This is a genomic window from Micromonospora echinaurantiaca (genome assembly GCF_900090235.1).
GTDB classification, from domain to species: Bacteria; Actinomycetota; Actinomycetes; order Mycobacteriales; family Micromonosporaceae; genus Micromonospora; species Micromonospora echinaurantiaca.
In genome coordinates this window covers 6,872,320-6,892,654 of sequence record NZ_LT607750.1, presented here as the reverse complement: position 1 = coordinate 6,892,654, position 20,335 = coordinate 6,872,320, and the positions used below count along the sequence as shown (strand labels likewise).

Sequence of the window (20,335 nt, the reverse complement as noted above, 5' to 3'; positions counted from 1 at the left end):
CCCTCCCGGCCCGACCTCGGACGGCGCCCGGTCAGTGGCGCGGCAGGTCGAACCGCAACGCCGACGGCCGGCTCGTCTCCAGTTGGTAGCCGCACGCCAACAGGAAGTCGACACCCTCCAGCTCGGCGACGGCATGGGCCCGCCGGACGCCGGCCCGTTCCATTTCGGCGGTGAGCAGCTCGACCAGCCGCCGACCGATGCCCAGCCCGCGGCAGGGCGCCGCGACGAGGACGCCGTCGAGAACGATCTCGCGTTCGTCGCTCGGCTCCTCGCCGTCGAACAGATGCGGGCTCCGCTCGTGGGCGCGTAGCTCGCCGACCAGTTCACCATCGGGCAGCTCAGCGACGAAGCGCCACGAGGTGGTCGGCAGGCCGTCACCCCACACCCGGCGCAGCCGGACGGCCCGCCGGATCTCCTCGCGTTGTCGGCGGCGGTCCCGATAGCCACGGTCCAGGTCGTAGGTGGCGGCCGGCACCGGACACGGCCACAGTCGCGGTGGCAGATTGCACCACGACGCCCACCAGGCACCCGGCCAGTCCCGCGGCCGCCGCACCTCCCGCACGTCGAGGTGGGCCGGATAGCGGCGGTCCGCCTCGTCCCGCATGTCGTCATGGGGCACCGGCGGTACGGGCACGAGGGGCGCGTCGGCCCTCTCATCAGCCACGACACCCACCGCGAGTTCACCCCCGGCAGCCCGGACCAGCCGCAGCACCGTGCGGAACCGAGGATCGGCCGCCCGCCCCGACTCGATACGCGCGAGAGTCGCCTGCGGCACGCCGGCCTTCGCTGCAAGCTCCCGCTGGCTCAGATCGGCTCGGCGACGCAGGGCCCGCAGCGTCCCGCCCAGCTCCACCCCGCCCAGCTCCATCCCGCCCAGCTCCACCCCGCCCAGCTCCGTCTCGCCCAGGTTGGCCGCCGTCGTCCGCTCTGCCACCCGTCGATATTCCCCAGGCCCGACTGCCTCTTCAACACCCCGCGACAACCTGTGGACAAAGCTGTGGACAACAGATGCGGCAGACGTAACCACCTGCTCATACGGGCCCTTTGGAGCTGAGTCGTTTACGACATCAAACCCGATGGACGGGCTTCGCATCGGACCCCGCCGCGCCCCGCCTGCCATCCGCGCACCAGCACCCGCCGCCCGGCATCCGGCGTCCGGCATCCGGCGTCCGGCACCACATCCAGTACCCGCACCGACCACCCGGCACCTGCCACCCGCGATCCAGCACCCGCCGCCCGGCGTCTGGCACCACTCCGGTACCCGCACCGGCCACCGGCACCTGCCACCCCACAGCCGACACACACTCGCCACAGCCGGCAACCGCCACAGACAGCCAGGGCCCCGGCACCCAGCCTCCGGGTCACCCAACATCCGGCTACCCGCACCCGCCGACTCGCACCGAGCACGGCTGAACCGTTTACGACATCAGCTCCAAAGGGCGCAAGGCCGCTACCGGCGACCGGCCACATTCGGCTGCCCGGCAGCCGCCAAGTCTGGGCACGGCACCCGACAGTCGTCCTCGGGTAAACCGGCAACCGTCACGCGACAGCCGACGCCCCGGCGCCTGAGCGGTTCTGAGTCGTTAGCGACATCAGCTCCAAAGGGCAGGATGGCTCTACCGGGGCGACCGGCAACCGGCAACCGGCAACCGGCAACCGGCAACCGGCAACCGGCAACCGGCAAGGGTCACGCAGCGGGAGTCCTCTGGGGCTTGGCGGGACGGCGACTGGTGTGGAAGTGGGATGGTCCGGCAGAGGGCGCAGGACAACCCGCCGGCGGCCGGGCGGCCGGGCAGCCGGGCAGCCGGGCAGCCGGGCAGCCGGGCAGCCGGGCAGCCGGGCAGCCGGGCAGCCGGGCACGCTAACGGAACGGGCGGGTCCGCGTCACAACCGGGCAGCCGGGCGAGCGACCGGTCCGGGGGGCCGGGCTACGGTGGGGGTGTGGCGCTCTCGCTGGCGATCTCGCCCTGCCCCAACGACACGTTCGTCTTCCACGCCCTGGTGCACGGTCAGGTGCCCAGCGCCCCGCCGGTCGAGGTGACCTACGCCGACGTGGACGTCACCAACACCGCCGCCGAGCGCGGGGCGTTCGACCTGGTCAAGGTGAGTTACGCGGCGCTGCCGTGGCTGCTCGACGACTACCACCTGCTGCCGTGCGGCGGTGCGCTCGGGCGCGGTTGCGGGCCGCTGGTGCTCACCCGGGGCGACGGCAACGGCAACGGCAACGGAGCCGGCGGCCCGGACCGCACCGACCTGACCGGCGCCACGGTGGCGGTGCCGGGCGACCGGACCACCGCGTACCTGCTCTTCCGGCTCTGGTCGGCCGGCCGCCCGCCGGCCCGGATCGAGGTGGTGCCGTTCCACCAGATCATGCCGGGCGTGGCCGCCGGCCGGTACGACGCCGGCCTGGTCATCCACGAGGCCCGGTTCACCTACCCGCGGCACGGCCTGACCGCCCTGGTCGACCTCGGCGAGTGGTGGGAGGCCGACACCGGCCTGCCGATCCCGCTCGGCGCGATCCTGGCCCGGCGGGGCGCCGTCGACCCGGAGGCCGCCGCCGGGTGGATCCGCGACTCGGTACGCCGAGCCTGGGCCGATCCGGCGGCCAGCCGGGACTACGTGCTCGCGCACGCGCAGGAGATGGAGCCCGACGTGGTGGACCGGCACATCGGCCTCTACGTCAACGAGTTCACCGCCGACCTGGGGGACGCCGGGTTCGCCGCCGTCGAGGCGCTGCTCGGCCGGGCCGCCGACGCCGGGCTGGTGCCTCAGACCTCCAGCTCGCGCGCCACCGCGTGGACCAGCTGAGCGATCTTCTGCGCGGTCTTGCGGTCCGGGAACCGGCCCCGGCGCAGGTCCGGCTGGACCTTCGCCTCCAGCACCTTGATCATGTCTTCGACCAGGCCGTGCAGCTCCTCGGCCGGCCGGCGGCGCAGCTCGGCCACCGACGGCGGGGCCTCGAGCAGCTTGACCCCCATCGCCTGGGCGCCCCGGCGGCTGTCCACCACGCTGAAGTCGACCCGCTGACCACCCTTGAGGTCGGTGACACCAGCGGGTAGCGCGCCCTTCGGCAGGAACACGTCGCCACCCTCGTCACTGGTGACGAACCCGTATCCCTTGGCCGCGTCGTACCACTTCACTCGACCCGTAGGCACCTGAGATCCCCTGCTTCGGTTGAACCGTCTACTGCTCCAAGGCTAGCCGGATCATGCCGTCCAGCGCCGCCGGGAATCCGGTGAGATCATCGAGCACCAGTTCCGCCCCGGCCGCGCGCAGCTCGTCGACCGAGCACGGGCCGGTGGCGACCCCGATCCCGGGCACGTCGGCCGCCTTGGCGGCCACCATGTCGGCCACGTGGTCGCCGACGTAGTGGGTCGCGCCGTGCTTCCGCAGGGCGGTCGCCTTCTCCTCGGCGAACAGGTCGCCGGCCACCTCGTCGACGGTGATCCCCAGGTGGTCCAGGTGCAGCCGGGCCAGCCGGCCCAGCTTGGAGGTGACCACCAGCACCCGGCCGCCGTGGGCGCGTACCGCCTCGATGGCGGCCAGCGCGCCGGGCAGCGGGACGCTGGGGGTGATCGCGTACGCCGGGTAGAGCTCGCGGTACGTGCGGACGGCCGCGTCCACCTGCTCCGGCGGGAACCAGTGGGCGATCTCGGTGCGCAGCGGTGGGCCGAGCCGGGACACCGCCAGCTCGGCGTCCACCGGCACGCCGGTGCGGGCGGTCAACGCCCGGTAGGCGGCGGCGATGCCGGGACGCGAGTCGACCAGGGTCATGTCGAGGTCGAAACCGACCGTAGGTGCGGGCATGCCGAGAAGGTACCCGGTCAACCCGGTCGAGCCGGACGTCCGAGGGGCGCGACGGCCCCCGGCCGGGCTAGCGTGGAACGACGATGACCACCTCACTCGCCGACCACCTCCGGTCGCTGCCCGACGAGTCGCTCGCCGCCCTGCTCCAGCTGCGGCCGGACCTCGTCGTACCCGTGCCGGCCGACGTCTCCGCGCTCGCCATCCGGGCCCAGTCGCGGGTCTCGGTGGCCCGCGCCCTGGACGGGCTGGACCAGTTCACCCTGCAGATCCTGGACGCCGCCCGGCTGACCCGGGACCCGGCCGACGGCAGCACCTCCACCGAGGCGGTGCTCGCCATGGCCACCGCCGGGCCGCACCCGCCCGCCCCGACCGCGGTCCGGGCCGCGGTCAACCGGCTGCGCGCGCTCTTCCTGCTGTACGGCCCGGAGAGCGGTCTGCAGATCGTCGGCGGCATCGACGAGATCTCGCCGTACCCGGCGGGGCTCGGCCGACCGGCGGCGGAGCTGGACCCGCGGACGGCCGCGCTCTGCGCGGACCCGGCGAAGCTGCGGCGCACGCTGCTGGCCGCGCCGCCCTCGGCCCGGGCGATCCTGGACCGGCTGGCCGCCGGCCCGCCGGTGGGCAGCGTGCCGCCCGGCGCGCTCCAGGCCCCGCCGGTCGGCGCGGAGGACGCGCTGCCGCCCGACCCGACCAACGGTGGGGCCCCGACCGGCTCGCCGGTGCGCTGGCTGGTCGACCACCGGCTGCTGGTCCGGATCTCCGGCGGCGCGGGCGGCACCGGCACCGTCGAGCTGCCCCGGGAGATCGGCCTGCTGCTGCGCCGGGACACCGGCCCGCTCGGCCCGCTGCGCACCAGCCCGCCGCCGGTGACGGCCGCGCCCCGGGAGCCGAAGGCCGCCGACTCCGCCGGCGCCGGCCAGACCATGGAGGTGGTACGCCTCACCGAGGCGCTGCTGGAGAACCTCGCCGCCGAGCCGGTGCCGGTGCTCCGCTCCGGCGGGCTGGGCGTACGGGAGCTGCGCCGGCTGGCCCGGGTCGGCGGGGCGGACGAGCCGACGGCGGCGCTGCTGCTGGAGGTGGCGTACGCGGCCGGGCTGCTCGGCGAGATGGACCTGCCCGGCGCGACCACCGCCCGGTACGGGGCCGACCAGCAGGTGCTGCCGACGGCCGGCTACGAGGTGTGGCGGGCCAGTTCGCTGGCCCAGCGCTGGGAGCAGCTGGCCCGGGCGTGGCTGACCATGACCCGGCAGGTCGGCCTGGTCGGGCAGCGCGACGACCGGGACCGCCCGATCACGGTGCTCTCCGCCGAGGCGGAACGGGCCGGCGCGCCGCTGGCCCGGCGGTCGGTGCTCGGCGTGCTGGCCGACCTGGAGCCGGCCACCGCGCCGACCCCGGAGGAGGTGCAGGAGCTGCTGGACTGGCGGGCGCCGCGGCGCAGCCGGGGCCGGGAGGCCGCGCACCGCGAGGTGCTGGCCGAGGCGGCCACGCTGGGCGTCACCGGCCTCGGCGCGCTCACCTCGTACGGGCGGCTGCTGCTGGCCGACGTGACGGCGGGCGACGAGCGGGGCGGGGACGACCCGCTCGGGCTGCGGGTGGAGGCCGAGGAGGGTGAGCCGTCGACGGCGGTACGCGCGCTGGACGCCCTGCTGCCCGCCCCGGTCGACCACTTCCTGGTGCAGGCCGACCTGTCGGTGGTGGTGCCCGGCCCGCCCGACCCGGCGCTCGCCGCCGAACTGGAGGTGGTGGCGGAGCAGGAGTCGGCCGGCGGGGCCAGCGTGTACCGGGTCACCACGGCGAGCGTGCGCCGCGCCCTGGACGCCGGTTTCTCGGCCGACGACCTGCACGGGCTGTTCCGGCGGCGTTCCCGCACGCCCGTGCCGCAGGGGTTGACGTACCTGATCGACGACGTGGCCCGCAAGCACGGCGGGCTGCGGGTCGGTTCGGCCGGCGGGTACGTGCGCAGCGACGACGAGGCGCTGCTCACCGAGGTGCTGGCCGACCGGCGGCTGGAGTCGCTGGCGTTGCGCCGGCTGGCGCCGACGGTGCTGGTCACGCCGTACCAGGTGAACCGGATGTTGCTCGCGCTCCGCGACGCCGGCTACGCGCCGGTGCCGGAGGACGCCAGCGGGGCGACCGTGCTGGCCCGGCCGAAGACCCGGCGGGCGCCGGCCCGGGTGTCGGTGGCCGCCCGGACGCTCGACCCGCTGGCCACGCCGAAGCTGTCCATGCCGCGCATGCTCGGGGTGGTGGAGCAGATCCGGCGCGGCGACGCGGCGGCCCGGGCGGCCCGGCGCGCGCCGGCCGTGGTCCGGGGCGCCGCGCCGACCGGTCCGGTGGCGGTGCCCAGCCACAGCGACGCCCTGGCGGTGCTGCAGCAGGCGGTCCGGGACAAGGCGCTGGTCTGGGTCGGGTACGTCGACGCGCACGGGGCGACCGCGTCCCGGCTGGTCCGGCCGGTGTCGATCGGGGCCGGCTACCTGCGGGCCGAGGACGAGCGGACGGAGATGCTGCACACCTTCGCGCTGCACCGGGTCACCGCGGCGGTGCTGGAGGAGTAGTCGGGGTCAGCGCCGGCTGCGGCGCACCGTCCCGACCACGGAGACGATCAGCAGCAGCGCGAAGCCGGCGCCGGCCGACTCGCCGACCGAGTCGACGAAGCCCTGCTGGAGCACGAGCCAGCCGAAGAGGAACCACCCGACGAGCACCACCGCGGCGAGCGTGTACGCGACGACGGTGGCCGTGGAGACCTCGTCGGCGGGCGCGTCGTCGTGCTGGGGGATCGCTTCACGGTCGACGGTCATGCTCGGCCCCTCCCCGTCCGGTCCGGCCCCTGCCGTCCCAGCGTGTCACTCGGGTGACCGGAGTGACAGGGGATAAAACCCCGATCGGACGTGATGTGCGACCCCGATCCGGCTCAGGGGCGGGTCGACCTCAGGTGCCGGGGCGGCGACCGACCAGCACCACCTTGCTGCCGACCTTGCCGAGTTCCCAGTACCGGACCGCGTCGGCGTGCAGCAGGTTGACGCAGCCGTGCGAACCGATCGACTTGTTGTGCAGGTAGGTGGTGGTCTCGTGGAAGCCCATCCCCTGGGTGAAGTGCTGCCAGTAGGGCAGCCAGACCTCGTACGGGTTGGACCACTCCTTGATGTTGCGGTAGTTGATGGTGAAGGTGCCGGCCGGCGTGCGGTAGCCGGGCATCCCGGTACGGGTCACCGTGGGCTTGACGAGCACCTTGCCGTTGCGCATCACCCAGGTGGTCTGCCGGGTCAGGTCGATGCAGAAGGTGGTGCCCGAGCCGGCCTTGCAGCGGCTGGTGTCGGTAGTGGCCAGCCGCTTCGCCACGTCGTACGTCGTCGGGCCGGCGCGGCCCTCGGCGGGGCGGATGTCGTACCGCTTCTGGAACTTCTTGATGGCGGCGCAGTCGGCGGCGGACTGCCGGCCGTCCGCGGTCAGCGTGCCGAACCCGCCGAGCTGCGCGAGGTACGTCTCCACCGCGCGCTGGTGCTCGCCCTGCGGGCAGCCGGTGTGCGACGGCGAGCGGGTCGGCTTGGGCTTCGGCGGGGTGCTCTTGGTGGGTTCCGGCGCGGCGCTGCGGGTCGGCTTCGGCGGCGCCGTGGTGGGCTGGACCGGCTGGTCCGGCCCGGGCGCATCGCTCGCCCCCGTTACCTGTTCCGCCGCACCGGCCGGCACGGGCTCCCCGCCCCCGCCCCTGCCTGCCTGCGGATCGAACGTACACGCACCGGCGCCGACCACCGTGACGACTGCCAGGGCGACGAGCCGGGTGGTGATCCGGACATGCTTCATGTGCCCTCCCTGGACAGCCGTCCCCTTGGTAGACGTATGTGAGTACCGCGACGGTTGCGTGCGGTGAGCATTTTTCTTGGCTCACCCCGGTGCGTGCAACACTGGATGGTCGGCCTGCGGCGGGTAACCGCCGTTCGTGAGGGTCGACGAGCAGCCCGAGGAGAGGACGCTGGCGTGAGCGGTGGACCACTGATCGTGCAGTCGGACAAGACCCTGCTGCTGGAGATCGACCACCCGGACGCGCAGGCCTGCCGGATGGCGATCGCGCCCTTCGCCGAGCTGGAGCGCTCCCCGGAGCACGTGCACACCTACCGGCTCACCCCGCTGGGGCTGTGGAACGCCCGGGCCGCCGGCCACGACGCGGAGAGCGTGGTGGACGCGCTGATCAAGTTCTCCCGCTACCCGGTGCCGCACGCGCTGCTGGTGGACGTGGCCGAGACGATGGACCGGTACGGCCGGCTCCAGCTCGCCAACGACCCGGCGCACGGCCTGGTGCTGCGGGCGCTGGACCGGCTGGTGCTGGTCGAGGTGGCCAAGAGCAAGAAGCTCGCCGGCATGCTCGGCAACAAGATCGACGACGACACCATCCAGGTGCACCCCTCGGAGCGGGGCCGGCTCAAGCAGGCGCTGCTCAAGCTCGGCTGGCCGGCGGAGGACCTGGCCGGCTACGTGGACGGCGAGGCGCACCCGATCGAGCTGGCCGAGGCCGGCAAGGAGGGCCGCAAGCCGTGGACGCTGCGGTCGTACCAGCGGGAGGCCGTCGAGGCGTTCTGGGCCGGCGGGTCGGGCGTGGTGGTGCTGCCCTGCGGCGCCGGCAAGACGCTGGTCGGCGCGGCGGCGATGGCCGAGGCGAAGGCGACCACGCTGATCCTGGTCACCAACACGGTGGCCGGCCGGCAGTGGAAGCGCGAGCTGATCGCCCGCACCTCGCTGACCGAGGAGGAGATCGGCGAGTACTCGGGCGAGCGCAAGGAGATCCGCCCGGTCACCATCGCCACGTACCAGGTGCTCACCTCGCGGCGCGGCGGCGCGTTCACCCACCTGGACCTGTTCGGCGCCCGCGACTGGGGCCTGGTCATCTACGACGAGGTACACCTGCTGCCCGCGCCGATCTTCCGGTTCACCGCGGACCTCCAGGCCCGCCGCCGGCTCGGCCTCACCGCGACCCTGGTCCGCGAGGACGGCCGGGAGGGCGACGTGTTCAGCCTGATCGGCCCGAAGCGGTACGACGCGCCGTGGAAGGACATCGAGTCGCAGGGCTGGATCGCCCCGGCCGAGTGCATCGAGGTACGCGTGACGCTCACCGACGCGGAGCGGATGGCGTACGCGACGGCGGAGGCCGAGGAGCGCTACCGGATGGCGGCGACCGCCCGCACCAAGCTGCCAGTGGTTCGCGCGTTGGTGCAGCGGCACCCGGAGGAGCAGGTCCTCGTCATCGGCGCGTACATCGACCAGCTGCACCAGCTCGGCGAGTACCTGGACGCGCCGATCGTGCAGGGCTCGACCACCAACAAGGAGCGGGAGCGACTCTTCGACGCGTTCCGCTCGGGTGAGCTGCGCACGCTGGTGATCTCGAAGGTCGGGAACTTCTCCATCGACCTGCCCGAGGCGGCGGTGGCGATCCAGGTGTCCGGGACGTTCGGGTCGCGGCAGGAGGAGGCGCAGCGGCTCGGTCGCGTCCTGCGGCCGAAGGCCGACGGGCGGCAGGCGCACTTCTACACGGTGGTGTCCCGGGACACGATCGACACGGAGTACGCGGCGCACCGGCAGCGCTTCCTGGCCGAGCAGGGGTACGCGTACACGATCGTCGACGCGGATGACGTCCTCGGCCCGAAGCTCCCGACGATCGACTGACCCGTAACGGACCTTCCCGCAAGCGCGCGGGCCGAACCCGACCGGACCGAGGGGGCGGCCCTCAAACCCTCATCTCGCTTGCAACTCTGAAGCAGGTCCGCCTACGAGCGGAACCGGCTTTGTCGGTACCGCCGGGTACGGTCGGAGGCGTCTTGTGAAATCGAGCAGCAAGTGGGCGTTGCGCAGGGAGCGTCATGGTGGTGGAGAACAGAAGCGGGGCGGACTCGCGGAAGGTGTTCGTCATCCACGGCCGGAACGAGGCAGCCAGGAAGGGGCTTTTTGACTTCCTCCGCTCGATCGGGCTCGATCCGATTGAGTGGTCCGAGGCGATCCGCCTGACCGGCAAGGGTTCTCCGTACATCGGGCAGGTTCTGGACGCCGCGTTCGGGGCCGCCCAGGCGGTGGTCGTATTGCAGACACCCGACGACGTCGCGTACCTCCACGAGAGTCTTACCTACGTCGGGGACCCGGAGTGCTCTCCTCAGATGCAGCCGCGACCGAACGTCCTCTTCGAAGCGGGAATGGCGATGGGCCGCGACGAGGACCGGACCGTGATCGTCGAGATGGGCCAGATCAAAGTCTTCAGCGATATTCACGGCAGGCACGTCGTCCGCCTCGACAACAGCGTCAAGAAGCGGCAGGAACTCGCTCAGCGTCTCGACACGGCCGGGTGCGCCGTCCGGCTCACCGGCACCGACTGGCACGATGCAGGCGACCTTACCCCGCCGGTCCCACCGGGCGGCGGTCTGCCGCTCGGCAGGAAACTTCCTTCCTCGAAGGCCACTGGTTTGCCGCGCCTCGAGGCCCGGTTCATCGACAACGGACGCGGGAGGATCGACGCCGTGCAGGTTACCAATCACGGCCCAGGCGACGTGTACGACCTGGACGTGTCGGCGAACGAGGACGCAGGACTCATACGCGACAATGACGAGTTCCCGCTCTCCCGACTGCCCAGCGGCAAGTCCATCCGCGTGCAGTGTTATCGGCCCGGGTCGTTCGGCTCGGCGCAGAAGTCACACTTTTACGTGACCATCACCGGCAAGACGGCCGACGGCATTCCCATCGGCGTCGAAGAGTTCGTAAGCGAGACCTGACGTGGAGATCGGAATCAGCTTACCTCTGGATAACGACGGCTTCCTCCGTCGCCAGTGCCCCAACTGCAACGGCATGTTCAAGTGGCACCACGGACCCGCTAACGAGGAGGCGGAGACCGCCGACAGTCCCACTGCGTATCACTGCCCGCTCTGCGGCCAGCCCGCTGAGCCGGACCGTTGGTTCACAGACGAGCAGGTCGAATACATCGAAGGCGTGGCTATGCCTGCGATGACGCGCTACGCCGACGACCTTCTTAGGGACGCCTTCAAAGGCCGCAACTCGAAGTACTTTAAAGTCGAGATGAAAGGGCACCTCGATGCGGCCGACGAACCGGTCGCGCTAGTGGAGCCAGACGACATGATGATCATCGTCTCCCCGTGCCACTCCTATGAGCCGGTGAAGGTCTCGGAGGACGCTCCGGGGCCGCTGTATTGCCTGATCTGCGGAACGCCGTTCGCAGTGTAGGTGGCCTGTCGGAAGAACACCCGTCCACGCTCGTCCAACCTCAGCCGTCCCGGTCGATGTCCACCACTGTTGCTTTGACTCGGACACCACTCTCTCGCCGATGCAGATACTGGTATGAAATTCGAATACCTTCCCTGCTCAGCTATTACTCGCCCGACCAGAAACCTGGATAAAATATCGTAAGTGGATTCTCTCCCTGATCGTCCGACTCCATGGTCATCCTGATCTGCGAGGCAATTTCGCTGCGATACGTCTCCAGCCTCGGGACGAGAGTGTAGATCGAGGTCGTATCGATCTGCACGGTACGGAATTCTCGCACGTCGAACGGCAAGCGATCCGCAACCCTGCTCAATTGTACGATCGGCTTCCGGACAGCATGACGCAAGGCGAGCTCATAAAAAACGTTTGGGTTATGGAAAGAGAGATCCGCAATCACGAGCGGCGCCCGGACGATGTATTCGATTACTTGCTTTGAGATAAGGCCGGGATCAGTGATCTGGTCGGCGCGCACAAGCCTCATCCCGAACTCCTGAAGAGCCGGCTCGACCAATGACCCCATGAAGAGATCGGAATGCTGTCGCTCCTCCGAGTCCGGCTGCCCGATTGGGGCGATGTAGAAGCAGGTGTCGGACATTGAGTCCCGCACTTGCACATCTACCACCGCAGCCGATCGGGGGACTGGATCCGTCGCGACTGTCCCCTCGATCACCTGCGGTGTGCGCTTAGCCACTGCGAGCGCGCCCAAGTTCTCCATGTCCTCGAGAACGTGCTCTTTGGTTAGGAGTCTTTCGGCGCCGGCGATCGTCCGGAGTAGACCTAGGAACTTTGCATTAACGACGAACGTTTCGACGCATTCGTTCAGAAAGTCCTTCTCAACCCCTTCCCCGAGTATGTAGTCCTTAAGCACGGAAGCAGTGGGCAGGCGGTTTCCCTTGAAATTGTCGTATAGCTTCCGGAAGATCTCGTTCTTCTCGATTGCCAAGCCAAACTGGGCTACAAATCGATCAGAGGGAGACGTGTCCGATGAGGTTGCCGTAGCGCCATCAGGAGTTAATTCCAGATGCTCCGACTTATAACTTCCACGAGTGATTCCATACTGGAACGAGCCAGTGATCAGGGCTCTGCTGGCGTTGCTATCAGCCTCTCGATTCATGTTTTCGAACAAGGTGAGGCGACGCACCCTCTGCCCGGCGGCATGCTCCTGAATGGCCAATCCAAGCGTGAGCGCCTCGTCGAAAGTAACTGGCGGAACCGGTCGCGTCCGGCGTTTCCGCCTCTCAGCGCCGGAAGCCATTACTGTTCCATTGGAGGCCACGGATTCCGAAATCAGCGCCCCATCCTCGACCGACGTCATTGGTTGATGGTAACTTCGGACTCCCTTGATCAACAGGCGCGGAGGGGGCCGTCAGGTCCCACTGACAAGGAACTGACATCGTCGACGTGGCGGTTCGAACGCCCGTTCGGGATATTGTCGAACAGCAGTTCTATGTGGGCCCTACTGGAAGCCTCGCGTCCCTGTCCCGCAACGAACCTATGCGACGCTCGCTCCACGCCACTCGGGTCGAACCAACGTAAGTAGGACTAAAGTGACCATCTCCCTGGAAGGTCGTTCATCGTGCTAGAGCCGGAAGACTTTCCTCCGTTCCAGCGCGCCGTTTCCGTTGAATCACGGCGCGGGCAACACGTGTTTATCAGGGTCGTCGCGCTCAGACTGCTACTGCTGCTGCTGGCTGCCGCCATGGGGGCGATCAATTGGAAACTCGGGGGCGTGGCATTGGCTGCTATATTCGCCGCTTGCTCCTTCGCTGCCGCCTCAGTCGTCGAAGTCTTCCTACTTACGCATCGCCCAAATCAGCGATGGTACGCCGGCAGAGCTCTCTCCGAATCTATCAAGTCTTTGTCGTGGCGCTTTGCAGTTGCGGCAGAGCCGTTCCCTCGGTCAAGAAGCGAACTTGAGTGCGCGGAGGATTTCGCGGGTCGCCTGCTGGGCCTGTCGAGTGATATGAGGTCGGCTGGACTCGCGGCTCCGGCAGCAACTGGCCAACAAATCACCGAAAGGATGCGTGTCCTGCGCTCCTCTCCTCTCCAGGCACGTCGGGATGCCTATTTGAATGGGCGTCTTGAGAAGCAAAGATCGTGGTATGCCGATCGGTCCCGGTGGAACCGCACGCAAGCCACACGCTGGTCGGTTGTCCTACTCATACTCGAGATAGCTGGTGTCGTCTTTGCGGTGTCTCGGGTTGCTGGACTAACAAGCGCTGATTTACTTGGGATAGCTGCTGCCGCAATTGCAGCCGGCGCGGCCTGGTTACAAACCCGGCAACACGACGGATTGGCCACCGCATACGCCCTGGCGAGCCAGGAACTTGCCGCCATCGCATCGATGGTCCCGCAGGCAGACTCTGAGCCCCACATCTCCCAGTTTGTGGACGACGCGGAAGCAGCGATTTCGCGGGAGCACACTATGTGGCGAGCGCGGCGGCACTGAACAAGTGGGCTGACTCTGACTGCACTCTCCCCGCATCCCGATGCCTCCTGCGGAGGTCATGGGCGAGGCGGCGAGGTCGGCGCGGACGACGGCGTAGCCGTCGCGGAGGATATAGCGCTCAAGGCAGTGGAGGCTGTCTGCTTGCTGAGGGCTCCGGTGGTGCGCCGTCTGAACGAGGTTTCACCGCCAAGGCTGCCCCGCCGCCCGGCCTGAGCCTGTCTTGGACCGCCCCTGGCCTGAAGCCGACTGTCCTCCTGGCCGCCTGCGAAAACCCTGGCGTCTGCACGACCTGGTGTTTGGTGTGGCCTAGGAGCTTGGTTCGCCCTTACCGCGGTCGGGTCCAATATGCGCCGTGCTCAGCTGCCGGGCGGCGCTCTGATAGCCCGGGTCAGCGCCGGCGGTACTCCGCCACGAACACTCCACGCCCCGGGCGACCGACGAGCACGCCCTGCCCTCGCAGCTTCGCCACGGCACGGTGAATGGTCGACAGCGACACGTCGTAGTGGTCGGACAGCTCCTGAGTGGACGGGATCTGCCCCCCGGGCTGGAACTCGCCCACCTCGATCCGCCTCAGCAGATCCTTGATCAACTCGTCCATGGTCGGAGGAATCGGCACGTGAAGGCCCCTTGCAGTCGGTTGGCCCTCCCAGTATCGAGCACCAGGTGAAAGAGCGGCAATAACTGAAGTAGGTGAGGCAGCGGCACACTGGCCAGATTCGACAGGTAAGAGAGCGTTGACAGAGGTGATAGGTATCGGTAGCGTCGCTCTCGGTGATGCGGTGCCGCTGCGGTCGGTTGGCGCCTCTCGTGCCGGTCTCGCATCGCCGCCGAGACCTCACCCACCGCGCTCCCCCGGCGCGGCCCTGCCGCCGCACCATCACACCCGAGGTGGCAGGGCGGGGCGTTCTCCGCCGCCCGCAACCGGCGGAGGCCGCCCCTCCACCGTCGATGCCGTTCCGACGAAGGGCAGTCACCCGTGCGCAACCTGATCCGTCGGCTGACGCGCCGAGGCGAAGAACCACGTCCGGCGGAAGATGTCCGACCACCACAAGGAATCAGGCCCTGGCAGATCCGCGACCGGTGCTTCAACGTCCGCCGGCGCGGCCTCGACCCGGTCGAGATCCGCGCCTTCCTGCACCAGGTGGCCGACGAACTCACCGTCGCGCAGACCGCCCTGGCCGCGGTGCAGGAGGAGAACGTACGCATCAAGAACGCCCTGCGCTCCTGGCAGAGCGCCCAGTCGGCCCACCACCGCTACCGATGAGCGACCGTTGGGTGATCCACCTGCCGGTCACCGCGCCCGACCTGCACCGTGCCCGGATCTTCGCCCGGTCCGCCGCGCGGCTGCTGGCCGGGCTCACCGCGCGGGTCGAACCGGGCGGCGTCACCGTCTCGGCCGAGGACCAGCAGGGCGTACGCCACTGGGTCTTCTGCGACCGGCCACTGCCCGGCGGCGCGCGATGCACCCTGCCGGTCGACCACACCGCGCCCTGCTCCCGCCGATGAGGGGTCGGGTCGACATGGAGTGGATCAAGCCGGGCACGAGGAAGGGGTTGGCGGGCCGCTCGGTGCGGCCCCGCCAACCCCCAATCGAGACTTACTTGCCGCCGCCGGCTCGGAAGGCGACCCAGGCGTCGCTCATCCGGTCCGCCTGACCCGGCGTGAACATGTTCATGCAGGAGTCCTGCGTGTAGTCCATGAAGTTGTGGATCGGGTCCAGCCCGGGAGCGGTGCAGCTGTCCGCGCCCACCGGGCAGTTGAACTGCGGCGCCGCCTCGCGCGGCGTGTCCGCGACGAAGTCGCCGGAGGCGGAGCAGCCGTGCGCGAAGGTGTGCTCCAGCATCAGCCAGTGCCCGACCTCGTGGGTCAGCGTGTCACCGAGGGCGTACTTGCCGGCCGTGCCGCCCGGCATCGACTCGTCGAGGATCACCACGCCGTCGATGTAGTCACGGCCGTTGTTGTAGCCCTTCGGGAAGTACGCCCAGCCGAGCAGGCCGCCGCCGATGTTCGCCGCGTACACGTTCAGGGTGCGGGCGTCGCCGGTGTACAGCGCCTTCTTCATGTCCCGCTCGTTCTTGCCCGGCACCACCGTGTACCAGTCGCTGTTGACCGTCCAAGTGGTGTCGACCAGGTCGAACCGGAACGGCGTGTCGGAGGCGTCCGCCGCGGTGCTACCCGAGAACGAGTCGTTGAGCACCTCCATCTGGTCGGCGATCAGGGTGTTCCACCGGGCCGTCTCGGCTGCGGTGAGCGGGTGGTCGGAGATCATGTGGAAGACCGTCGGCACGGTGACGCTGCCGTTGGCCAGCCGCGGCGCGTCCTTGATCACGCCGTAGGCGTTCGCCTCGTTCTTGGAGTAGAGCTCCGGCTCCTGGGCGGTGGCGCCCTCGGCGACCCGGGCCGCGCTGTGCCCGTGCGCATCCGGCTCGCACTCGGCAACACCCGGGGAGACGGTCACGGGCGCTGCGGATACCGCGCCGTAGGCGCCACCGGACGCCAGCAGCGTCGCGGTGGTGGCGGTGAGGACTGCCAGTCGAAAGATCGGTCTCCTGTGCATCGGTGCACCTTTCAGGGGATGGAGACGGTGCGACATCGACATCGACGCGGGGTATGCCATGACCACGTCGATGACGTCGTCGTCCCGGTATAAGACCACGTCAGAAGCGTCGACAACAGACCTCGGGACAGGGTCCGACAGGGGTGTAACGGCACGGGGCCGGGCAGCGCTATTGGACCTTCCGCGACCTTTCAGCGCCCGACGGTGAGCGGGGTGCGCCGCCGGTGGATCACGGGTCGACCGCCCCGCCGAGCGGGTGACCGGACCGGTCAGGAATCGAGAAGCATCGGCCGCCGAGCCGCACCTAGCGTCGGGGACAGCCCACCCGCCAGGTCGCCGTGACCTGGCGCGGCAAGCCGTCCGAGGAGGTCGCAGTGAACGCGAACAAGTGGATCCGGCAGTTCCACCGCTGGCTGGCCATCACCTTCACGGTGACCGTCATCGTCACCTTCATCGCCCTCGCCCAGGAGGACCCGATCGTCTGGGTGTCCTACGTGCCGCTGCTCCCGCTCGCCCTGCTGCTCTTCACCGGCCTGTACCTGTTCGCGCTGCCGTACGCCGCCAGGTGGCGCCGGGGCCGCGCCGGCGAGAGCTGAGCCGGCCGGCGCCTCAGAGGACCCGGGTGACCTGCTCGGCGGCGATCCGGGCGTCCCGCCGGGCCGGGTCGAGGTTGGCGCAGACCACCACCGACGCGCCGACGCTCAGCGGGGCGAGCAGCCACGTCACCGGCTGCTCGTGCTCGGCCGCGTCGACCAGCAGCCGGTCGCCGGCGCGCAGGTCGAGCTGGTCGGCCAGGGTCAGGGCGAGTCGCCCCCACTCGTCGTAGCTGGTGCCGTCCGGGCTGGCCGGGTCCGTCGCGCGGATGGCGGCGTGGTCGGGCGGCGTGTCGGTGTGCCGGAGCACCTCGGCCGACCAGTCCAGCCAGCCCACCGGCACGTCGGCCAGCCGGCCCGGCCCGGTGCCGACCAGGTAGCGGTGGGTGCCGTCCGGCACGTCCTCCAGCCAGTCGTCCAGCCGCTCCGGGGTCACGAACACCGCGTCGTACGGCCGGTCGCCGCCGGGCTCGAGCACCGGCAGCCCGGCGGTGGCCCGCGGCCGGAACGACACCGCCAGCCCGGCCGCCCACGCCCCGAGCAACACCGCTGCGGTACGCCAGTGCGGCGGCAGCAGCACCGCCACCCGGTCGCCGGGGCGCAGCCCGCAGCCGTCCCGCAGCAGGCCCGCGCTGCGTGCCGCCCAGTCGCCGAGCTGCGTGGCGGTCAGGTCGACCCGCTCGCCGGTCGCCTCGTCGCACCAGCTGAGCAGCGGAACATCGGTCGTCCGCGGCGCGTCGGGCGCGACGGTGACGGGCGTACTGGCAGCCATCGGGCGCTCCTCCCTGCCGGTGCCCCCACCCTAACCACCGCCGGCCGTCCGACCCGCTCCCGGACCGCCGAGAGGTGCCCGCGACCGTCGGGCCGCGGGCACCTCGTCGCCGTACCGGACTACTCCTTGACCATGACCACGTCGGTCGGGCGCTTCACCGTCACCTCGACGCCGTAGTCGTAGAGTTCGAGCGTCGCGACGGACGTGCCGGTGTCCAGCCGGCCCTTCAGGGTGGACTGCCACGTGCTGTTGAGCACCACCTTGGCGATCCGGCCGTCGGTGTCGATGGTGATGTCGCCGACCGTGCTGGTCGACCCGTCCTTCGACTGCGTGCCGTACTCGAAGTGCAGCGTGCCGTCCGGGTTCTCGCTGATCGTCGCGTTCGCGCCCTTCAACGCCCTGAAAAGGCCCGCCGGGTCGGGTGCCGCGGCACCCAGCACGCCACTGCCGTCGTCGTACAGCGACAGCCGGTCGTACGTGCCGGGGTACTGGCCGTACCGGCCGTACGTCTCACCCGGGCCGCGCTTGTCGGCCGGCGGCTTGCCCTGCGGTCGTTCCCCGCCCTCGTACCGGGTGCCGTTGATCAGCAACTCGGTCATCACCGAGTCGTCCTGCGGCGCACGGACGTACCCGGTCCTGGTCCTCGGGTCGAACGCGCCCTCGTACGTCAGTCCCCCGACGTAGCTCAGTCGCATGCCGTAGCTGATGTTTTCGCTGGCGGTGACCGCCGCGACCAGCTTCAGCTCCGGCGAGACCGGGGCCGGCTGCGGCGCCTCCTGGGCGGTGGTGCCGGCGGGGCGGTCCGTCCCCGGCAGCGTCGCCACGGTCGCCGCCGTGCCGATGCCCAGCGCCAGCAACGCGCAGGTCGCGCTGACCATCGTCGTGGTCCGGCGCCGCCGGGCCCGCCGGCCCCGGTCGAGCAGCGCCCCCACCGGGGGTACGGAGTCCGGCTCGCCGTCGACCATGTCGTGCAGCTGGTGGGCGAGTCGCTCATCGAGCGTGTCCATGGCTGATCACCTGCTTACCTGGTAGGTGGGTTCATCGAGAAGGTGGCGGAGCTTGTCCAGGGCCCGCGCGTTCTGGCTCTTGACCGTGCCCTGCGAGCAGCCGAGCACCCGGGCGACTTCGCGCTCGGTCAGGTCCTCGTAGTGGCGGAGCACCACCACCGCGCGTTGCTTCGCGGTCAGCGACATCAGCGCCGCGCGCAGGACGACGGCGTCCGGGCCGATGTCGCCGGACGGGGCGGCCCGGTCGGGGACCTCCCCGACGAGGCTTTCCCGGCGCCGCCGCCGCCAGGCGGACGTGTGGTTGTTGACCAGGGCCCGGCGCAGGTAGGCGTGCGGGTCGTCGAGCCGGGACAGCCGCCGCCACCGCTCGTACACCTTGACCAGGCTGTCCTGGAGCAGCTCCTCGGCCCGCCACCGGTCGCCGGTCAGCAGCATGGCCAGCCGGATATGTCGCTGCCAGGCCACCTCGACGAACGCCACGTACGACCGGTCCGCGCTGGAGTGCGGTTCTTGTTGGTCGGTCACGCCCCTAACACGTGGCGGTGCCACGGAAGGTTGTCACCGGTTCTCGTAACGGTGCGTCGACTTTGGTTACCGCCCGGGCGGCCCGGTGGCCATATCGGCGGTCCGGCTGGCCGTATCGGCGGTCCGGCTAACCAGGGCAGGGTGCGGATGACCCCACCGGAACGCCGCCGAGGAGTGCCGATGCCGGCCGAGCGCCACCCCGACCGCCTTCCCCTGCGCCGCCGGCTCCCGCCGGCCGTCGCGCTGCTGCTGCTCGCGCCCTGGGCCGCCGAATGCTCCTGGGGCGGCTTCACCGCCGACGAGTTCCTGCTGGTGATCATCGTGCTCGCCCCGATGTACGGCGGGGCGGCGCTGCTGATCCGGGAGACCGCCCGGCACCTGGGCGCGGGCTGGCCGGCGATCGTGCTGCTCGCCGCCGCGTTCGGGGTGGTCCAGGCCGGCCTGGTCGACCAGTCGCTGTTCAACCCCGACTTCCTGGACGACACCGGGTTCGCCGACACGCAGGCCGCCGCCGAGGCCACCCGGGTGCCGGGGCTCGGCTTGAGTGCCCGGCAGGCGGTCGACTACGTGGGCAACCACGTGCTGCTGAGCATCTGCGCGCCGATCGCGCTGGTCGAGTCGTACCTCGGGGCAGGCCGGCGGCTACGGCCCTGGCTGGGCCGACCCGGTCTCGCCGTGGTCGCGCTGCTCTACCTGGCCGGCAGCGCGCTGATCTTTTCCGACACGCGTGGCAGCGAGGGTTTCCTGGCCAGCCCGGTCCAGCTGGCCTTCGCCGCCGCGCTGGCCCTCGGGCTGATCGGCACGGCCCTGCTGCCCCGCTGGCGGCACCGCCCGCGCCGACCGCTGGTCACGGCGACGCCGGCCGGCGGGTGGGTGCCGCGGCCGGTGCTGGTCGGCCTGCTGGGGATGATCGGCTATCTCGGCCTCGGCCTGGTGCCCGGTTGGCCCGGGATCGCCGTCGCGGTCGCGGTCGCCGCCGTCGCCGGCGGGCTGGTCGCCCGCTGGTCCGGCCGGGCCGGCTGGGGGCAGCGGCACGTGCTGGCCGCCGCCTCGGCCAGCCTCGTCGTCGCCGCCGGGTTCGCGTACGCCGTGCCGACCTACGCCCCGGCGACGCCGACGGCGGCCCTGGTCGGCGACGTGGCGATCAGCGTCGTCACACTCACCCTGGTCGGCGGCGCCTGGTGGCGGCTGCGCCGGCCCACCTCCCCGGATCTCCCACCCGCCGGCTGATGCTCGCGCCTGCCGGCCTCCGTCGCCGAACCGAGCGGACGACAGGTCGGCTGGCGCCGCCGGTAGCTGGCCACCGAGTCGATGCCGCGCTGGGCGAAGCGTCCATTGACGAGGGTTGCCAGAATCGGGCAGCACCCG

At 70.6% G+C, this 20,335-nt stretch carries 21 protein-coding genes; 10 read left to right on the top strand and 11 right to left on the bottom strand.

What is annotated here, in order from left to right; genetic code table 11:
* Positions 1–31 precede the first annotated feature (31 nt).
* Complete coding sequence (locus GA0070609_RS31375) at positions 32–934, bottom strand: GNAT family N-acetyltransferase (protein ID WP_231928469.1); 903 nt, start codon at positions 932–934, stop codon at positions 32–34.
* A gap of 1,007 nt (positions 935–1,941) precedes the next feature.
* On the opposite strand from GA0070609_RS31375, the gene GA0070609_RS31370 reads away from it, so the two are divergent.
* Positions 1,942–2,808 (top strand): 1,4-dihydroxy-6-naphthoate synthase, encoded by an 867-nt coding sequence (locus GA0070609_RS31370; protein WP_088997129.1) that lies wholly within the window; start codon positions 1,942–1,944, stop codon positions 2,806–2,808.
* On the opposite strand, the gene GA0070609_RS31365 is transcribed toward GA0070609_RS31370, so the two are convergent.
* Together GA0070609_RS31365 and GA0070609_RS31360 are read right to left on the bottom strand one after the other, a co-directional pair.
* Complete coding sequence (locus GA0070609_RS31365; RefSeq protein WP_088997128.1) at positions 2,769–3,155, bottom strand: cold-shock protein; 387 nt, start codon at positions 3,153–3,155, stop codon at positions 2,769–2,771. The genes GA0070609_RS31370 and GA0070609_RS31365 overlap by 40 nt on opposite strands.
* Before the next feature lie 28 nt (positions 3,156–3,183).
* Positions 3,184–3,807, bottom strand: a complete 624-nt coding sequence (locus GA0070609_RS31360; RefSeq protein WP_088997127.1) for an HAD family hydrolase — start codon at positions 3,805–3,807, stop codon at positions 3,184–3,186.
* 83 nt (positions 3,808–3,890) lie between these two features.
* Between GA0070609_RS31360 and GA0070609_RS31355 the strand changes: the two genes are divergently transcribed.
* Complete coding sequence (locus tag GA0070609_RS31355; RefSeq protein WP_088997126.1) at positions 3,891–6,365, top strand: helicase-associated domain-containing protein; 2,475 nt, start codon at positions 3,891–3,893, stop codon at positions 6,363–6,365.
* Between the two features lie 6 nt (positions 6,366–6,371).
* On the opposite strand, the gene GA0070609_RS31350 is transcribed toward GA0070609_RS31355, so the two are convergent.
* Positions 6,372–6,608 (bottom strand): hypothetical protein, encoded by a 237-nt coding sequence (locus GA0070609_RS31350; RefSeq protein WP_088997125.1) that lies wholly within the window; start codon positions 6,606–6,608, stop codon positions 6,372–6,374.
* A 130-nt stretch (positions 6,609–6,738) separates the two neighbouring features.
* Positions 6,739–7,611 carry a L,D-transpeptidase family protein gene (locus GA0070609_RS31345; protein WP_088997124.1) on the bottom strand — a complete coding sequence of 291 codons (873 nt, stop codon included), beginning with the start codon at positions 7,609–7,611 and terminating at the stop codon, positions 6,739–6,741.
* Between the two features lie 174 nt (positions 7,612–7,785).
* On the opposite strand from GA0070609_RS31345, the gene GA0070609_RS31340 reads away from it, so the two are divergent.
* The 3 genes from GA0070609_RS31340 (at position 7,786) to GA0070609_RS31330 (ending at position 11,025) form a co-directional block, all read left to right on the top strand.
* Positions 7,786–9,465: a DNA repair helicase XPB gene (locus GA0070609_RS31340; protein ID WP_088997123.1), complete on the top strand. Its 1,680-nt coding sequence runs from the start codon at positions 7,786–7,788 to the stop codon at positions 9,463–9,465.
* Positions 9,466–9,659: 194 nt separating this feature from the next.
* Entirely contained in the window at positions 9,660–10,559 is a 900-nt protein-coding gene (locus GA0070609_RS31335) for a TIR domain-containing protein (protein WP_088997122.1), read from the top strand.
* 1 nt (position 10,560) lies between these two features.
* Positions 10,561–11,025 carry an SIR2 family NAD-dependent protein deacylase gene (locus GA0070609_RS31330; RefSeq protein ID WP_197700201.1) on the top strand — a complete coding sequence of 155 codons (465 nt, stop codon included), beginning with the start codon at positions 10,561–10,563 and terminating at the stop codon, positions 11,023–11,025.
* 145 nt (positions 11,026–11,170) lie between these two features.
* Here the strand turns inward: GA0070609_RS31330 and GA0070609_RS31325 are convergent, their stop codons facing one another.
* Positions 11,171–12,379, bottom strand: a complete 1,209-nt coding sequence (locus GA0070609_RS31325; protein WP_157748346.1) for a hypothetical protein — start codon at positions 12,377–12,379, stop codon at positions 11,171–11,173.
* Positions 12,380–12,640: 261 nt separating this feature from the next.
* On the opposite strand from GA0070609_RS31325, the gene GA0070609_RS35320 reads away from it, so the two are divergent.
* Complete coding sequence (locus tag GA0070609_RS35320) at positions 12,641–13,513, top strand: DUF4231 domain-containing protein (RefSeq protein WP_157748345.1); 873 nt, start codon at positions 12,641–12,643, stop codon at positions 13,511–13,513.
* A 388-nt stretch (positions 13,514–13,901) separates the two neighbouring features.
* Here GA0070609_RS35320 and GA0070609_RS31315 read toward each other — a convergent pair whose 3' ends face one another.
* Positions 13,902–14,129, bottom strand: coding sequence for a winged helix-turn-helix domain-containing protein (locus tag GA0070609_RS31315; protein ID WP_172899438.1), 228 nt, complete (start codon positions 14,127–14,129; stop codon positions 13,902–13,904).
* A gap of 381 nt (positions 14,130–14,510) precedes the next feature.
* On the opposite strand from GA0070609_RS31315, the gene GA0070609_RS31310 reads away from it, so the two are divergent.
* Both GA0070609_RS31310 and GA0070609_RS31305 read left to right on the top strand, forming a co-directional pair.
* Complete coding sequence (locus GA0070609_RS31310) at positions 14,511–14,777, top strand: DivIVA domain-containing protein (RefSeq protein ID WP_331716946.1); 267 nt, start codon at positions 14,511–14,513, stop codon at positions 14,775–14,777.
* Positions 14,774–15,019, top strand: coding sequence for a hypothetical protein (locus GA0070609_RS31305; RefSeq protein WP_088997118.1), 246 nt, complete (start codon positions 14,774–14,776; stop codon positions 15,017–15,019). Before GA0070609_RS31310 ends, GA0070609_RS31305 begins: the two co-directional genes overlap by 4 nt.
* A gap of 91 nt (positions 15,020–15,110) precedes the next feature.
* Here the strand turns inward: GA0070609_RS31305 and GA0070609_RS31300 are convergent, their stop codons facing one another.
* Positions 15,111–16,070: a zinc metalloprotease gene (locus GA0070609_RS31300; protein WP_088997117.1), complete on the bottom strand. Its 960-nt coding sequence runs from the start codon at positions 16,068–16,070 to the stop codon at positions 15,111–15,113.
* Between the two features lie 374 nt (positions 16,071–16,444).
* Here GA0070609_RS31300 and GA0070609_RS31295 point away from each other — a divergent pair, with 374 nt between their 5' ends.
* Positions 16,445–16,666, top strand: a complete 222-nt coding sequence (locus tag GA0070609_RS31295; RefSeq protein WP_088998078.1) for a hypothetical protein — start codon at positions 16,445–16,447, stop codon at positions 16,664–16,666.
* A gap of 13 nt (positions 16,667–16,679) precedes the next feature.
* Here the strand turns inward: GA0070609_RS31295 and GA0070609_RS31290 are convergent, their stop codons facing one another.
* From GA0070609_RS31290 to GA0070609_RS31280, 3 genes are all read right to left on the bottom strand, one after another.
* Complete coding sequence (locus tag GA0070609_RS31290; RefSeq protein ID WP_088997116.1) at positions 16,680–17,435, bottom strand: TIGR03089 family protein; 756 nt, start codon at positions 17,433–17,435, stop codon at positions 16,680–16,682.
* A gap of 119 nt (positions 17,436–17,554) precedes the next feature.
* On the bottom strand, positions 17,555–18,442 hold the full coding sequence (locus GA0070609_RS31285; RefSeq protein ID WP_088997115.1) for a hypothetical protein: 888 nt from the start codon (positions 18,440–18,442) through the stop codon (positions 17,555–17,557).
* Between the two features lie 6 nt (positions 18,443–18,448).
* Positions 18,449–18,967, bottom strand: a complete 519-nt coding sequence (locus GA0070609_RS31280; RefSeq protein WP_088997114.1) for a SigE family RNA polymerase sigma factor — start codon at positions 18,965–18,967, stop codon at positions 18,449–18,451.
* 180 nt (positions 18,968–19,147) lie between these two features.
* Between GA0070609_RS31280 and GA0070609_RS31275 the strand changes: the two genes are divergently transcribed.
* On the top strand, positions 19,148–20,197 hold the full coding sequence (locus GA0070609_RS31275) for a hypothetical protein (protein WP_088997113.1): 1,050 nt from the start codon (positions 19,148–19,150) through the stop codon (positions 20,195–20,197).
* Positions 20,198–20,335 lie beyond the last annotated feature (138 nt).

Coding starts and splice junctions, on each gene's coding strand:
- GA0070609_RS31360 (WP_088997127.1), bottom strand. CDS start 3,807: ATGCCCGCACCTACGGTCGGTTTCGACCTCGACATGACCCTGGTCGAC.
- GA0070609_RS31355 (WP_088997126.1), top strand. CDS start 3,891: ATGACCACCTCACTCGCCGACCACCTCCGGTCGCTGCCCGACGAGTCG.
- GA0070609_RS31350 (WP_088997125.1), bottom strand. CDS start 6,608: ATGACCGTCGACCGTGAAGCGATCCCCCAGCACGACGACGCGCCCGCC.
- GA0070609_RS31345 (WP_088997124.1), bottom strand. CDS start 7,611: ATGAAGCATGTCCGGATCACCACCCGGCTCGTCGCCCTGGCAGTCGTC.
- GA0070609_RS31335 (WP_088997122.1), top strand. CDS start 9,660: ATGGTGGTGGAGAACAGAAGCGGGGCGGACTCGCGGAAGGTGTTCGTC.
- GA0070609_RS31325 (WP_157748346.1), bottom strand. CDS start 12,379: ATGACGTCGGTCGAGGATGGGGCGCTGATTTCGGAATCCGTGGCCTCC.
- GA0070609_RS31305 (WP_088997118.1), top strand. CDS start 14,774: ATGAGCGACCGTTGGGTGATCCACCTGCCGGTCACCGCGCCCGACCTG.
- GA0070609_RS31300 (WP_088997117.1), bottom strand. CDS start 16,070: ATGCACAGGAGACCGATCTTTCGACTGGCAGTCCTCACCGCCACCACC.
- GA0070609_RS31290 (WP_088997116.1), bottom strand. CDS start 17,435: ATGGCTGCCAGTACGCCCGTCACCGTCGCGCCCGACGCGCCGCGGACG.
- GA0070609_RS31285 (WP_088997115.1), bottom strand. CDS start 18,442: ATGGACACGCTCGATGAGCGACTCGCCCACCAGCTGCACGACATGGTC.
- GA0070609_RS31275 (WP_088997113.1), top strand. CDS start 19,148: ATGCCGGCCGAGCGCCACCCCGACCGCCTTCCCCTGCGCCGCCGGCTC.